Origin of the sequence: Pseudomonas sp. KB-10 (assembly GCF_018221585.1) — a bacterium.
Taxonomy (GTDB): domain Bacteria; phylum Pseudomonadota; class Gammaproteobacteria; order Pseudomonadales; family Pseudomonadaceae; genus Aquipseudomonas; species Aquipseudomonas yangonensis.
This window is the reverse complement of the sequence record NZ_QYYB01000008.1, coordinates 113,709-128,221: the sequence shown is the minus strand read 5'-3', so window position 1 is coordinate 128,221 and position 14,513 is coordinate 113,709. Positions and strand designations below refer to the sequence as shown.

14 protein-coding genes are annotated in these 14,513 nt (G+C 63.0%); 11 read left to right on the top strand and 3 right to left on the bottom strand.

Going from position 1 to position 14,513, the window contains the following annotated elements; all coding sequences use genetic code 11:
• Positions 1-67 precede the first annotated feature (67 nt).
• Complete coding sequence (locus tag DXK50_RS20655; RefSeq protein WP_212631588.1) at positions 68-1,693, top strand: methyl-accepting chemotaxis protein; 1,626 nt, start codon at positions 68-70, stop codon at positions 1,691-1,693.
• A gap of 59 nt (positions 1,694-1,752) precedes the next feature.
• Here the strand turns inward: DXK50_RS20655 and fabB are convergent, their stop codons facing one another.
• From fabB to DXK50_RS20640, 3 genes are all read right to left on the bottom strand, one after another.
• Complete coding sequence (gene fabB, locus DXK50_RS20650; RefSeq protein WP_161865496.1) at positions 1,753-2,973, bottom strand: beta-ketoacyl-ACP synthase I; 1,221 nt, start codon at positions 2,971-2,973, stop codon at positions 1,753-1,755.
• Between the two features lie 11 nt (positions 2,974-2,984).
• A complete protein-coding gene (gene fabA, locus DXK50_RS20645; RefSeq protein ID WP_090428845.1) occupies positions 2,985-3,500 on the bottom strand; it encodes a 3-hydroxyacyl-[acyl-carrier-protein] dehydratase FabA in 516 nt (171 codons plus the stop codon).
• A gap of 219 nt (positions 3,501-3,719) precedes the next feature.
• Positions 3,720-5,594 (bottom strand): ATP-binding protein, encoded by a 1,875-nt coding sequence (locus tag DXK50_RS20640; RefSeq protein WP_212631669.1) that lies wholly within the window; start codon positions 5,592-5,594, stop codon positions 3,720-3,722.
• Between the two features lie 312 nt (positions 5,595-5,906).
• On the opposite strand from DXK50_RS20640, the gene DXK50_RS20635 reads away from it, so the two are divergent.
• The 10 genes from DXK50_RS20635 to DXK50_RS20590 all read left to right on the top strand — a co-directional run bounded on the left by DXK50_RS20635 (position 5,907) and on the right by DXK50_RS20590 (position 14,454).
• The gene (locus DXK50_RS20635; protein ID WP_212631587.1) at positions 5,907-6,929 is read left to right on the top strand and encodes an NAD(P)H-dependent glycerol-3-phosphate dehydrogenase; all 1,023 of its coding nucleotides are present in this window, start codon (positions 5,907-5,909) and stop codon (positions 6,927-6,929) included.
• Positions 6,930-6,958: 29 nt separating this feature from the next.
• A complete protein-coding gene (locus DXK50_RS20630; protein ID WP_161868024.1) occupies positions 6,959-7,306 on the top strand; it encodes a DUF4389 domain-containing protein in 348 nt (115 codons plus the stop codon).
• Entirely contained in the window at positions 7,303-7,761 is a 459-nt protein-coding gene (gene sixA, locus DXK50_RS20625; protein ID WP_212631586.1) for a phosphohistidine phosphatase SixA, read from the top strand. Before DXK50_RS20630 ends, sixA begins: the two co-directional genes overlap by 4 nt.
• 167 nt (positions 7,762-7,928) lie before the next feature.
• Positions 7,929-9,596, top strand: coding sequence for an AMP-binding protein (locus DXK50_RS20620; protein ID WP_212631585.1), 1,668 nt, complete (start codon positions 7,929-7,931; stop codon positions 9,594-9,596).
• A 56-nt stretch (positions 9,597-9,652) separates the two neighbouring features.
• On the top strand, positions 9,653-10,096 hold the full coding sequence (locus DXK50_RS20615; RefSeq protein WP_212631584.1) for a hotdog fold thioesterase: 444 nt from the start codon (positions 9,653-9,655) through the stop codon (positions 10,094-10,096).
• Between the two features lie 187 nt (positions 10,097-10,283).
• The gene (locus tag DXK50_RS20610) at positions 10,284-11,087 is read left to right on the top strand and encodes an AraC family transcriptional regulator (RefSeq protein WP_212631583.1); all 804 of its coding nucleotides are present in this window, start codon (positions 10,284-10,286) and stop codon (positions 11,085-11,087) included.
• 41 nt (positions 11,088-11,128) lie between these two features.
• Positions 11,129-11,761 (top strand): LysE family translocator, encoded by a 633-nt coding sequence (locus DXK50_RS20605; RefSeq protein ID WP_212631582.1) that lies wholly within the window; start codon positions 11,129-11,131, stop codon positions 11,759-11,761.
• Positions 11,762-11,859: 98 nt separating this feature from the next.
• Positions 11,860-12,663, top strand: coding sequence for an alpha/beta fold hydrolase (locus DXK50_RS20600; protein WP_212631581.1), 804 nt, complete (start codon positions 11,860-11,862; stop codon positions 12,661-12,663).
• A complete protein-coding gene (locus DXK50_RS20595; RefSeq protein WP_212631580.1) occupies positions 12,660-13,523 on the top strand; it encodes an alpha/beta hydrolase in 864 nt (287 codons plus the stop codon). The genes DXK50_RS20600 and DXK50_RS20595 overlap by 4 nt, the downstream gene beginning before the upstream one ends.
• A 115-nt stretch (positions 13,524-13,638) precedes the next feature.
• On the top strand, positions 13,639-14,454 hold the full coding sequence (locus tag DXK50_RS20590) for a DUF4892 domain-containing protein (RefSeq protein ID WP_212631579.1): 816 nt from the start codon (positions 13,639-13,641) through the stop codon (positions 14,452-14,454).
• Positions 14,455-14,513: the final 59 nt, after the last annotated feature.

The window sequence follows — 14,513 nt, the reverse complement described above, 5'->3', positions numbered from 1 at the left end:
CCTAAGGTCCTATGCCAGGTACGGCAATGGACGTCTTGATTTATGCGCGCAACGGGAGTTTCACGAAATGTCACTGCGTAGTCTTTCTATCGCCCCTCGGGCGGCACTCGGGTTCGGATTGGTTGCTCTGCTGGTTGTACTGCTTGGAGTTTTTTCATTGACGCAAATGGGCGAAATGGAAGAGCGCTCCGATGAAATCAACGAAAACTGGTTACCGAGCGTGCTAGCCATCGGCGATGTGTCCAAGGACATTTTGCGTTTGCGTGCCATTAGCCTGCGGCTGATGCTTAACCGCGATCCAGCTCAGGTGCAAAGTAATCTGCGCCTGGCGGAGGAGCTGCGCGCATCCCTCGCAAAGAATCAGGGCACATATGAGCAGCTGATTTCCAGCGCTGAGGAGCGTGGCATTTACGAGGAATTCAAGCGTGCCGAATCGGCTTACCTGCAAGAGCAGAGCCGAATAGTGGAGTCGGTGCGCCAGGGTAATTTCGATGCGGCTATCGAAGTTGCAGGCGGCTCGCTCAATCAACATGCTGATGCGATGTTGCAGGGCCTTGGCAAACTGACCGAGCTCAATCGTGTGGGCGCTGTGGCTGCGGGAGAGGCGGTCAATGATGTGACGGAATCTGCACGTATCTGGGTCATCGCCATGATTATCCTGGCGACCTTGGTTACCGTGGCGTTGGCGCTGCTACTGACGCGCAGCATCGTTAAGCCGTTGAGCGAGGCCGTGCGAGTGGCTGAGGTGGTGGCGTCAGGCGATTTGACCCAGACGATTCATGTCGAGGGTGCAGACGAGCCGGCGCGCCTGTTGGCCGCGTTGAAAACCATGCAGCAGAGCCTGCGTTCGACTATTCAGAGCATCGCCGATTCGTCCAATCAGTTGGCCTCGGCGTCCGAGGAGCTTCATGCAGTGACCGAGGACTCGACGCGCGGTCTGCACCAGCAGAACACCGAGATCGAGCAGGCGGCTACTGCCGTGAACGAGATGACCGCAGCGGTTGAGGAAGTGGCACGCAATGCGGTGAGCACCTCCGAAGCCTCGCGCGAGTCCAATGCCACCGCGCAGCAGGGCCGTGAGCAGGTCCGTGAGACCGTGGAGTCCATCGGCCAGCTGGCGGCCGATGTCACCAGTACCTCGCAGGAGGTCGAGCAGCTGGCGCAGCGCGTGCACGAGATCAGCAAGGTGCTCGATGTGATCCGTTCGATTGCTGAACAGACCAACCTGCTGGCGCTCAACGCTGCCATCGAGGCGGCGCGTGCCGGTGATGCGGGGCGCGGGTTTGCGGTGGTGGCGGACGAGGTGCGTGCGCTGGCGCACCGCACGCAGCAGTCGACTCAGGAAATCGAGCAGATGATCGGCGGCATCCAGAGCGGTACCGACCGTGCTGTCACTGCCATGCAAAGCAGCAATGGCCGCGCCCGATCCACGCTGGAAGTGGCCCAGGCCGCAGGCGTCGCTCTGGAACACATCACCCAGGCGATCTCCTCGATCAACGAGCGCAATCTGGTGATCGCCAGCGCGTCGGAAGAGCAGGCTCAGGTGGCAAGGGAGGTCGATCGCAACCTGGTCAACATTCGCGATCTGTCGCTACAGAGTTCGGCGGGCGCCAACCAGACCAGTGCTGCCAGCCAGGAGTTGTCGCGTCTGGCGATCGATCTGAACAACCTGGTCGCGCGCTTCAAGGTCTGAGGCGGGGCATAAATGAAAACGGCGCCTGGAGGCGCCGTTTCTTTACCGCAGCAGCAAAATTACTTGCCGGCCCAGCGTTTGAGCACGAGGGTGGCGTTGGTGCCGCCGAAGCCGAAGCTGTTGCTCATCACGGTGTCGAGCTTGGCGTTCTCGACGGTGGTCAGCTGGATCGGCATGTCGGCCACTTCCGGGTCGAGCTCGTCGATGTTGGCCGAGCCGGCGATGAAGTTGCCTTGCATCATCAGCATGCAGTAGATCGCTTCCTGCACACCGGCAGCGCCGAGGCTATGACCGGACAGGCTCTTGGTCGAGCTGATGGCCGGGGCCTTGTCGCCGAACACTTCGCGGATGCCGCGGATTTCGGCGACGTCGCCGACCGGGGTGGAGGTGCCGTGGGTGTTCAGGTAATCGATCGGGGTGTCGACGGTGGCCAGCGCCTGCTGCATGCAGCGGATGGCGCCTTCGCCGCTCGGGGCGACCATGTCGTAGCCGTCGCTCGTGGCGCCGTAGCCGACGATTTCCGCGTAGATCTTGGCGCCGCGGGCCAGGGCATGTTCCAGCTCCTCGACCACGACCATGCCGCCGCCACCGGCGATGACGAAACCGTCACGCTTGGCGTCGTAGGCGCGCGAGGCCTTCTCCGGGGTTTCGTTGTACTGGGTGGAAAGGGCACCCATGGCGTCGAACAGGCAGCTCTGGCTCCAGTGTTCCTCTTCACCGCCACCGGCGAAGACCACGTCCTGCTTGCCCAGCTGGATCTGCTCCATGGCCTGGCCGATGCAGTGTGCGCTGGTGGCACAGGCCGAGGAGATGGAGAAGTTCACGCCCTTGATCTTGAACGGGGTGGCCAGGCACGCCGATACGGTGCTGCCCATGGTGCGGGTCACGCGGTACGGGCCGACGCGCTTGACGCCTTTCTCGCGCAGGGTGTCGATGGCTTCCATCTGGTTGACGGTGGAAGCACCACCGGAACCGGCGATCAGGCCGGTGCGCGGGTTGGAGATCTGCTCTTCGCTGAGGCCGGAATCCTTGATCGCCTGCTCCATAGCCAGGTAGGCGTAAGCCGCAGCGTCACCCATGAAACGGAACAGCTTGCGGTCGATCAGCTCTTCCAGGTTCAGGTTGACCGAACCGGAAACATGGCTGCGCAGCCCCATTTCAGCGTAGGACGGGTTGAAACGGATGCCGGATTTGCCCGCGCGGAGGCTGTCGGCAACGGCTTCTTTGTCATTGCCCAGGCAGGAAACGATGCCCAGACCGGTAATCACGACACGACGCATGTGCAAGTCCTTCAGAAACTGTCGGTAGAGGTGAACAGGCCAACGCGCAGGCCTTCGGCACTGTAGATCTCGCGGCCATCGACGCTGACGCTGCCATCGGCGATGCCGAGGATCAGCGAGCGATTGATGGTGCGCTTGATATGGATGTTGTAGGTGACCTTCTTGGCGGTCGGCAGGACCTGACCGAAGAATTTCACCTCGCCGCTACCCAGGGCGCGACCGCGGCCCGGGTTGCCCTGCCAGCCGAGATAGAAGCCGACCAGCTGCCACATGGCGTCAAGGCCGAGGCAGCCTGGCATGACCGGGTCGCCTTCGAAGTGGCAGCCGAAGAACCACAGGTCCGGGTTGATGTCGAGCTCAGCGACAATTTCGCCTTTGCCGTGCTTGCCGCCGGTTTCGCTGATATGAACGATGCGATCGATCATCAGCATGTTCGGGGCGGGCAGTTGCGCGTTCCCGGGGCCGAACAGTTCGCCGCGACCGCAGGCGAGCAGATCTTCCCGAGAGTAGGCGTTTTGTTTTGTCATGCGAGCTCCTCAATTGTCCCCATGCTTCTAAGGCTGGGCGAATCGTCCTGGCCGGCGCGCCTGAAAAATAGGGGGCGACTGCCGGCAGCCTAGTCATAGACTGTTGCGTTGTGGTGAAAGTCACAGCGCAGTGAGTACAGTTGTACTCTGCTGTACTGGCATTGTCACAGGCACAGCAGTTTCCCCTTGTAACGCCGGCTTGTCACGGGTGCCACTCGCCTATGGTCGGGCTGGCAGCCAACGCAGCAAAATGCGTTGCAGATCTGCTCTTTTGAACGGTTTTGCCAGGTAATCGTTCATTCCCGCTTGCAGGCAGGCTTCGCGGTCGCCCTGCAGGGCGTTGGCGGTCAGGGCGATGATAGGTACCTGTCGCCCCCGCTCGAGCTGGCGGATCTGCCGCGTCGCTTCATAGCCGTCCATCAGCGGTAGACGGCAGTCCATGAGGATGGCAGCGTAATCCTGCTGGCTGCAGCTGTGCACGGCCTGCTGGCCATCGCCGACCAGGCTGACCTGATAACCGAGGCTGCGCAACATGGCCTCGATCACCGTCTGGTTCACCGGGTTGTCCTCCACTAGCAGTACCGGCTGGCCATCGCCGCCGCCCAGAGCCGGGCTGTCGCTGTTTTGCGCCTGTTCGCTGTAAGGGCGAAATGGCAGGGGGATTTCCAGGGTGAAGACCGAGCCCGCGCCCAGCTGGCTTTCCGCACGCAAGGTACCGCCCATGCGTTCGGCCAGGGTGCGGGCGATCGGCAAGCCGAGACCGGTACCGCCGTAGCGCCTGGATATGGAAGTGTCCGCCTGCTGGAAGGCATCGAACATATGCTCCAGGCGTTCGGCGTCGATGCCGATGCCGCTGTCGCGTACGGCGCAGGTGAACCACAGAACCTGATCGTCCAGCGGTTGCCAGTGGGTTTCCACGCGAATATGACCTTCTTCGGTGAACTTCAGCGCATTGCCGATCAGGTTCACCAGAATCTGCCGGATGCGTGTGGGGTCGCCGCGCACCTCCAGTTGCTCCAGCCCCGGCTGGGCATCCATCAGCAGCTGCAGGCCCCGCTGGTGGGCACTGTGCTGGAAGACCTGAATCGAACCCTGCAACAGCTCCGGCAGATTGAAGGGAATGGCTTCCAGTTCCAGCGCCCCGCGTTCGATGCGCGAGAAATCGAGAATGTCGTTGATCACCTTGAGCAGATGCTCGGTGGACTCGGTTGCCAGCGCTGCGTATTCGCTCTGCTCGTCGTTCAGGCTGGTGGTTTCCAGCAATTGCAGCATGCCCAGCACGCCGTTCATGGGGGTGCGCAGCTCATGGCTCATCATGGCCAGGAAGTCCGACTTGGCGCGATTGGCCTGCTCCGACTCCTCGCGGGCCTGGATCAGCTCGGCCATCGCCCGCTGCTGTTGCTGGCCGCTTTGCTCGAGTGCGCAGGCCAGGTTGTTGATATGCCTGGCCAGGTCGGTCAGCTCGTCGTTGCCACGCTCGACCAATGACGGGCGATAGTCGCCGCTCTGGATACGTTCCAGCGCCTGCCCCATGGCGCTGAGCGGTTGTGCCAGGCGCCTGGCCAGACGACGGGCCAGCAGGAAGGTCAGCAGCAGAGCGAACAGCGAGAGAACCCCGGCCTTGAGCAGAATTTCCTGTTGGCGGGTATTGAAGGTGTCGTTGGACATGCCGACCACGACCCGTCCCAGATAACCGTCGCCGATCGCCTTGCCCAGAGGAGGCAAGGTCGGCCCGCGGCCTGGCGGCCCTTGCAGATGAATCGGCGCCTGGAATACCTCTACCTGCGGTGTGCTGAGGCCTTGCTCCTTGGGGCGTTCGACGTAGACCAGAATATTGTCGTCACGGTCGCGAACCTCGGCAAAGCGCACGTCGGCAGTGCTCAGGGTCGCGCGCAACAGGCTTTCCAGAGTGTCCAGGTTGCCATTGAGCACGCCGTACTGAGTGGCTGGCGCGAGTTGGTTGGCGATCAGTTGACCGGTGTGACCCTGCTCCTGACGCAGGTCCTGCAGGCGGGTAAAGGTAAGAAAACCGGTCAACAGCAGCGTCAGCAGCAGTGCCGGTCCGACGCTGATCAGCTGGGTACGGGTATGAATGTTCCAGCCACGGCGCTGGCCAGTGGTTGTACCGTCCCTGGTGGCCTGCGGCTCTGCTGCCTGCTGGCGAGAGGGGCAGGGCGGGGGCAAGGGGCTGCCTGTTGGCACGAGTCGTCCTTGGCAATTAACGTCGATCCGGCATGTTAACCGACCCGTCGAGCTTTGCCAGTGCCAGGCGCGCGCACTCTGCGGTAATTCTCGTTTATGCCCCTTAACGGGCAGCCGCCTCTGAACTTTTGCCCTGACCGGGCACTCTCGGCTCCGTATAATGCCCGCAGACCGCCATCATGCATGGCCTCATTCGGAAGACCTATGACACAGCTCCAACCCATTGCCGTCCTCGGAGGCGGCAGCTTCGGCACCGCTCTGGCCAACTTGCTGGCAGAGAACGGCCAGCGCGTCCTGCAATGGATGCGCGATCCCGAACAGGCCGAGCAGATGCGTCAGAGCGGCGAAAACCCGCGCTATCTGAAGGGTGTCAAGCTGCACCGCGGTATCGAGCCGACCAGTGACCTTGGCGCTGCACTGCAGCAAGCCGAGCTGGTGCTGGTGGCATTGCCCTCCAGCGCCCTGCGCGAAGCGCTGCAACCCGTGGCGGGGCAGCTGGCGGGCAAGATGCTGATCAGCACGACCAAGGGCATCGAAGCCAAAACCTTCAAACTGATGAGTCAGATCCTCGAAGAGATCGCCCCCCACGCGCGCATTGGCGTGCTGTCCGGGCCGAATCTGGCCAAGGAAGTGGCTGACCACGCGCTGACCGCGACGGTCATCGCCAGTGAGGACGAAGAACTCTGTCTGCGCGTGCAGCAGGCGCTGCACGGCCGAACCTTCCGCGTCTACGCCAGTGCCGACCGTTTCGGCGTCGAACTCGGCGGTGCGCTGAAGAACGTCTACGCCATCATGTCCGGTATGGCGGCCGCGCTGGGCATGGGCGAAAACACCAAGAGCATGCTGATCACCCGCGCCCTAGCGGAAATGACCCGTTTCGCGGTCAAGCTCGGCGCCAATCCGATGACCTTTCTCGGCCTGGCTGGCGTCGGCGATCTGATCGTCACCTGTTCCTCTCCGAAGAGCCGCAACTACCAGGTCGGTTTCGCCCTGGGCGAGGGGCTCAGCCTGGACGAGGCGGTGCAGCGACTCGGCGAAGTCGCCGAGGGGGTCAATACGCTCAAGGTGCTCAAGGCTCGTGCCGAAGAGCTCGAGGTATACATGCCGCTGGTCGCCGGCCTGCATGCCATCCTTTTCGAGGGGCGTACGCTGGCTCAGGTCATCGAACTGCTGATGCGTGGCGAGCCCAAGACCGACGTCGATTTCATCCCTACCGCAGGTTTCTGAACGCTGCGGCCAATCAAGGAGAGTGACTCATGAGCGATGAAAAGCAGGAATTGGAGCGCGAATCGATTCTGCTGCGCGTTCTGTGGATGGTGATTTTCCTCATCGTCTGGCAACTCGCCGAGTTGCTGCTCGGTGCCGTGGTTTTGCTGCAGCTGGGCTATCGCCTGTTCTACGGTGCGCCGAATGCCGGGTTGCTGAGTTTTGGCGACAGCCTTAGCCAGTACCTGGCACAGATCGGCCGTTTCGGCACCTTCAATACCGATCAAAAGCCCTGGCCATTCGCCGACTGGCCGACGCCACGGGCGCCTGAGGGTGAAACCGCGCACAGCATTCCGCCGGCGCCGCATCCGGTTCGCGACGAGGAACCCAAGCTGTGAGGCTATGGCTATTGCGCCATGGCGAGGCCGCGCCGCAGGCCGCCAGCGATGCCGCCCGCGAGCTTACCGCCAATGGTCGCAAGGAAGTTCAGCAGGCTGCAGCGCAGCTTGCCGGACGCCCCCTGACCGCCATCGTCGCCAGCCCTTACGTGCGTGCTCAGCAGACGGCAGAGCTGGTGCGCAGCGCGCTTGGGTTCGCCGGCAAGATCAATACCGTACCCTGGCTGACGCCGGACAGTGATCCGCGTGACGTCCTGAAATTTCTCGATGAACGAGAAGGTGCCGAGACGCTGCTGGTCAGCCACCAGCCGCTGATCGGCGCGCTGGGCGGCTTGCTGGTGCACGGGCATCGACAGGACCCGCTGCCCATGCGCACCGCCAGCCTGGCAGAGCTGGAGGGCGACATCCCGGCAGCAGGGCTGATGGAGTTGCTGGCGCTGATTCATCCGCGTTGAGCGGGCCGCGCTGTGGCGCCGTGGGCGTTTCGGCTTTGTACAAGCGCCGGCCGGGAGTGTTTCCGGGCGAGAAACATTTCTTAACTTGCGCCTCTTTTGTCTGCGTGGAATAGTCGACCAAGCAAGTGCTTGGTCGATTCCTACAAAAACAACAAGGAGGAAGCCCTGTGGCTGATGCAATCCGTTTGCCGCTCGAGCTGTTCTACGAACGTGAAGCAAGGCACCCGAACAAACGCTACATGGTGCAGCCGCTGGGAGGCGGCCAGCTGCTGGAACTGAGCTGGGCCGATGTGGGCGAGCAGGCACGACGTGCGGCCAACTGGCTGCGCAGCCGCGAACTGCCGCCCGGCAGTCGCATCGCCATCATTTCCAAGAACTGCGCGCACTGGATCGTTGCCGATCTGGCAATCTGGATGGCCGGCTACGTCTCGGTACCGCTCTATCCCAACCTCACCGCCGACTCCATGCACCAGGTGCTGGAGCATTCCGAGGCCGCGCTTGTTTTCATCGGCAAACTCGATGACTGGGCCTCGATGGCGCCTGGTCTGCCGCAGGGCATGCCGACTGTCAGCCTGCCACTGCATGCGCATGGCGTTTTCGATTACAGCTGGGATGACCTGCAGCGCTGCGCGCCGATTCAGGATGATCCCAAGCCGGCGGCCAACCAGCTGGCCACCATCATCTACACCTCCGGTACCACCGGCACGCCCAAGGGCGTGATGCACAATTTCTCCAACTTCGGTTTTGCCGCCAGCAACGCCATCAAGCTGTTCGGTGTGGGCGAAGACGACCGGCTCATTTCCTACCTGCCGTTGTGCCACGTGGCCGAACGCATGTTCGTCGAGCTGGCCTCGCTCTACGCCGGGCAGACGATTTTCTTTGCCGAGAGCCTGGAGACCTTCCTCGAAGACCTCAAGCGCGCACGGCCGACCGTGATGTTCGGGGTGCCACGCATCTGGACCAAGTTCCAGATGGGCGTGTACAGCAAGATGCCGGCGCAGAAGCTGGACCGCTTGTTGCGGCTGCCGATCATCGGTCGTTTCATCGGCCGCAAGGTGCTCGCCGGGCTGGGTCTGGACGCCATCCGCTACGCGCTGTCCGGCGCCGCACCGGTGCCCGAGGCGTTGCTCAACTGGTATCGCCGATTGGGCATGGAGATCCAGGAAGTCTATGGCATGACCGAGAACTGCGGTTATTCCCATGTCTGCCTGCCAGGCAGGTTCAAGCAGGGCTGGATCGGCCAGAACAACCCAGGGGTGGAGGTGCGCATCGCCGAGGACGGCGAAGTCCAGGTGCGCAGTGGCGCAACCATGCAGGGCTACTACAAGGATCCGATCAAGACCGCCGAGGCACTGACGGATGACGGCTTTCTGCGTACCGGTGACAAGGGTGAACAGGATGCCGACGGCAACCTGCGCCTGACCGGGCGCATCAAGGAGATCTTCAAGACCAGCAAGGGCAAATACGTGGCACCTGCCCCCATCGAAAATCGCCTCGGTGAGCATTCGCGCATCGAGCAGGTTTGTGTGGTCGGCGACGGTTTGCCGCAACCCATCGCGCTCTGCGTGCTGTCCGATGTCGGGCGCCAGGAGGCGGCCAACGACAGTCGCGATGATCTGGAGAGCAGCCTCAAGGCGTTGCTTGCCGAGGTCAATGGCCGCCTCGACCAGCATGAGCGGCTGCAGGGACTGGTGCTGGTCAAGGAAGTTTGGGCCGTCGAGAACGGTTTCCTCACGCCGACGCTGAAAATAAAGCGTGCGGTGATCGAAGGCACCTACGGCGAGCGATTTGCCGAGTGGCAGCAGCGCAGTGAAGCGGTGCTCTGGCACGACTGAGTATCGCCGGGCCGGCGTCGCCGGCCCTGTCTCTCTACCGCTCAAGGAAAAGGTCCATGGCTCTCTGGCAACGAACCCCCGATCTCGCGGCGCTCAACGCCACGCTCAACAACAGCATCGGCGAGGTGCTGGACATCCGTTTCGAAGCCTTCGACGACGAATCGCTCAGTGCCAGCATGGTGATCGACTCGCGCACTCATCAGCCTTACGGTCTGCTGCACGGCGGCGCCTCGGTGGTTTTGGCGGAAACCCTCGGCTCCACCGCCAGCTACCTGTGCATCGACAGCAGTCGCTTTTATTGCGTCGGTCTGGAGGTCAATGCCAACCATCTGCGCGGTTTGCGCAGCGGGCGCGTGCATGCCGTGGCGCGGCCGGTGCATCTGGGACGTACCACGCACGTCTGGGATATTCGGCTCAGCGGCGACGACGGCAAGCCCAGCTGCATTTCACGGCTGACCATGGCCATAGTGCCCTTGGGCGAGCAACCGCCGAAGCTTTGAGAGCAAAGGCTGCTGCGCGCCGGCCATACTGCGTTGAAACTAGCCTCAAATGCTCATTTACACTTGTAAACTGCGCTTTTCCGCCTGGTTCGCCTTGCCTGGCGCTAGCTCGCTAGCCTTTGACCAGGCTATATGATCTGCAATTTCATCCAAGATTTGCCTGCTGCATGGCGCTACAGTACGCGCCATGGACCAGATCACTCACATCCAGAGCAGCTTGCCCGGCGTTCGCCTGATCGACGCGCAATACAGCCGCTTCGCCTTTCCCCGGCACTTTCACCTGGAGTACCACGTCGGCCTGCTGATTCAGGGGCAGCATCGCTACGCCTATGGCGGTGAGCGTCGGCATGTCGGGGCAGGGGATGTGCTGCTGATGGCGCCGGAAGGGATTCATGACGGCGCCTGTCTGGACGGCGAGAGTTACCGCATTCGGGTGCTGGCCTTCGACCCGTTCTGGCTGGATGAAGCCAGTCGAACCCTGAGCGATGGCCGCCAGGGGGCGCCGAGGCTGACCACCAGCAGCTTGCGCCATCCTCTGCTGTCGCAGCACCTGCAGCATTTTCATGCAGCGATGCTGGGAGGGTCGCAGCTGGCTCAGGAAGAGGCGCTCTGGCAGGCGCTGGCCCGTCTGCTGGAAATGGGCTCGACCTTGCGCGTCAGCGAGCCGCATCGCGTTTTCGATCAGCGCACCTGGCAGCGGCTGCGCGACTGGCTGGAAAGTCGCCTGGACCATCCGCCCTCGCTGGAGGAGATCGCTGCGTTCTGCGCCATGAGCCCGTGGCAGGCGCTGCGGCGTTTTCGCCAGCACACCGGCCTGCCGCCGCATCAATGGCTGACCCAGCTGCGCCTGCAGCGGGCATTGCCGCTGGTGCTGGCAGGACAGCCCCTGAGCGAGATCGCGCTGCGCCTGGGCTTCTATGACCAGGCGCACTTCTCGCGGTTATTCCGCCGCACCTACGGCCTGCCGCCGGCGCGACTGCGCCAGGGCTGATTCAGCCGCACCTTCCATCCTTCAATTTCCTGGAGATCGTCATGCAGGAGACGTCCGTCTTGCTGTCGCTGGCTGCCGTGTTCGCGGTGGCCCTTGTGAGTCCCGGCCCCGATGTGGCGCTGGTGGTACGTACTTCCCTGCATCAGGGCCAGCGTGCGGGTCTGCTCAGCGCATTAGGCCTGGCCTGCGGCATTCTCCTGCATGGCACGCTGGTGCTCAGCGGCGTGGCCTTGCTACTTAGCCGCACCGAGTGGCTGTTCGACCTGGTGCAGGTTGGCGGTGCACTCTATCTGGGTTGGCTGGGCATTGGCGCGGTGCGTGCCTGGTGGCGTGGCAGTGCCAGCCCCAGGCCTCTGGATGGCGAACTGACGCCTTCGCTGTTCGGCCCATGGCTACGCGGTGTATTGACCAATCTGGGCAACCCCAAGGCACTGGTGTTCTTCCTGGCGCTGCTTAGCAGCCTGGTGCCGGCCGACATGTCGCTGCCCGGCAAGGTCGCCTGTGCGGCGCTGTTGTTCGGCCTCAGTCTGTTCTGGTTCGGCCTGCTCGGCATGACCCTGAGCCGCCCGCTGATGCGTCAGCGGCTGCTGCAGGTGGCGCCGACCATCGACTTCGTCTGCGGCCTGGTGTTCCTGCTGGTAGCCGTGAGCATCGTCGGCAGGCTCGTGTTATAGCGCTGACCGTTGCGCCGCCATCAATGGCAGTTACGGTCATTGCCGCATGCCGGCGGCTGCCGGAGAATCTCGGGATATTGGTCTTTCGAGTTTGATGCATGCCGCAGCCGATCTTCTTCGCCCATGCCAACGGCTTTCCGTCCGCCACCTACGGCAAGCTGTTCGCTGCGCTGGCACCGGATTTTCAGGTGCAGCACCTCGAGCAGCATGGCCACGACCCGCGTTTTCCGGTGAATGATAACTGGTCGAATCTGGTCGATGAGCTGATTCATCATCTCGAGGGTGGTGACGAGCCTGTCTGGGGCGTCGGTCATTCGCTCGGCGGTGTGTTGCACTATCACGCAGCCTTGCTCCGCCCCGAGCTGTACCGCGGCGTGGTGATGCTCGATTCACCCGTGCTGACCCTGGCCGACCGTATGGTGATCCGTGCCGCCAAGCGCTTCGGCTTCATCGATCGCATTACCCCGGCCGGGCGTACGCTGGGGCGCCGTGAAGCGTTTACCGACCTGCTCGAAGCGCGTGATTATTTTGCCGGCAAGAGCCTGTTCCGGCGTTTCGATCCCGAATGTCTGGATGCTTATGTCAGCCACGGTCTGCAGGCGGGAGCGCAGGGTTTGCGTTTGAAGTTCGATCCTGCCACCGAAATCAGCATCTATCGCAGTGTGCCGCACACCGCGCCGGGCCGGCCGCAGCAGCTTGCCGTACCGCTGGCCATGGTACGGGGGCGCCACAGCCGCGTCGTACTGCCGCATCATGCGCGTCTGCTCAAGCGCATGCCGCGAGCCGAATACCATCATCTACCGGGTGGTCACATGTTTCCGCTGGAGCGCCCGCAGCCCACCGCCGAGCTGCTGCGTCAGCTATTCAGCCGTTGGGGCACCAATAAGGAGCAAAGCGCATGAACGCAGGTTTCGAGGAAGTTCGTCTGAGCTTGCCGCATATCGAACTGGCGGCGCATCTCTACGGGCCGGAGGAGGGTTTGCCGGTGCTGGCCCTGCACGGTTGGCTGGATAACGCAGCGAGTTTCGCGCGCCTGGCGCCCAAGCTGGAGGGGCTGCGTATCGTCGCGCTGGATTTTGCCGGCCATGGCCACTCCGATCACCGTTCGGCCGGCGCCGGCTATGCGCTATGGGACTACGCCTTCGATGTGCTGCAGGTCGCCGAGCAGTTTGGCTGGCAGCGATTTTCCATCCTCGGTCATTCCATGGGCGCGATCACTGCGGTGTTGCTGGCCGGCGCGATGCCCGAGCGGATCGCGCGCCTGGCGCTGATCGACGGCCTGGTGCCCTATACCGGTGAAGCCGAGCAGGCACCAGCCAAACTCGGTGAGGCATTGCGCGCCAGGCAGTCGCTCAGTGACAAGCGCAAGCCGGTGTATGCCGAGATGGCGCGCGCCGTCGAGGCGCGGATGAAAGGTGTCGGTGCCGTCAGCCGTGAGGCGGCCGAGCTGTTGGCCCAGCGTGGCCTGATGCCGGTGCCGGGCGGTTACACCTGGCGTACCGACAGTCGCCTGACGCTGCCGTCGCCGCTGCGTCTGAGCTGGGCGCATGCCAAGGCGTTCGTGCATGCGCTGCAGTGCCCGGTCAGTCTGGTGGTGGCCGAGCAGGGCATGATGGGGGCGCAGCCTGCAGTGCAGGCGCTGCTGCAGGGTCTGCCGTTCGAGATGCATCGTCTGCCGGGTGGCCATCATCTGCACCTGGATGACGACGCGGGCGCGCAACGTGTAGCGGATTGTTTCAATCCATTCCTGCGCATTCCTTGACTTGCCTGCGGCCCTGGGGAAAGGTGTGGCGGTCTGCCATGGAGGATCGCATGATCGACCCGTTCAACCACGCCACCCACTGCTTCGCAATCTCGCCTGCACAAGGATCTTCTCGATGACGGTGCGCGTGAAGCTGTTGTGCGCAGCGCTGGCCACCTTCTGCAGCGGTACCGTACTGGCGGCCGACTTACCTGGTAGCCGTGATCTTGAAGTGCTGCCGCGTTTCCCTGCCAGCCAGATCGTTGCGTTCAAGCAGGCGTCCGACGTCGAGCGTATTTATCCGCAGGGTTCGGTTCGCCGCATCAGCGGGCGCTTGCGCTACGAGCGGGAGATTCTCGTGCAGGGCCAGCACAGCGCAGTGACCTATGAATTACCGCGCACCCACAGCGCCGATCAGGTATTCACCGCGGCGCGGGAAACGCTGTTGGAACAGGGAGCCGAACTGCTCTACTGGTGCCATGGGCGCGAGTGCGGTGCGAGCAACCTATGGGCCAATGCGGTGTTCGGCAATGCCACGTTGTATGGCTCCGATGATCAGCAAGCCTATGCGCTGTTGCGCCTGGCCGAACCGAATCATGAAAGCCTGCTGGCGCTCTACAGCATTACCCGCGGCAACCGCCGTGCCTACCTGCACGTCGAGCAGCTGGACGCCGAAGCGCCTCTGGGGGGCTTGCTGCCGACCCCTGCGACCCTGCTGCGTCAGCTGCGCACCGATGGCCAGTTGAAGCTGCCCGATGATGCCAAGGCCGACAGCGCCTGGGTGGAGGTGCTGGCACGCAGCCTGAACCTCGACAGCACCCTGCGCGTAACCCTGGCCGGCAGCCAGGCCGAAGCCTGGCGTGAGGCGCTGATCGAGCAGCGCGTGCGCGAAGCGCGCCTGGAGTTGGGTGAGGGTGCCGAGGAGGCACTGAGCGTGCGTCTGTTGCGTTAAGCTAGCATCCGCAATTGCCCGTAGCAGAGCGCCCGCAAGGGCGCTCTGTCGTTTCGTCG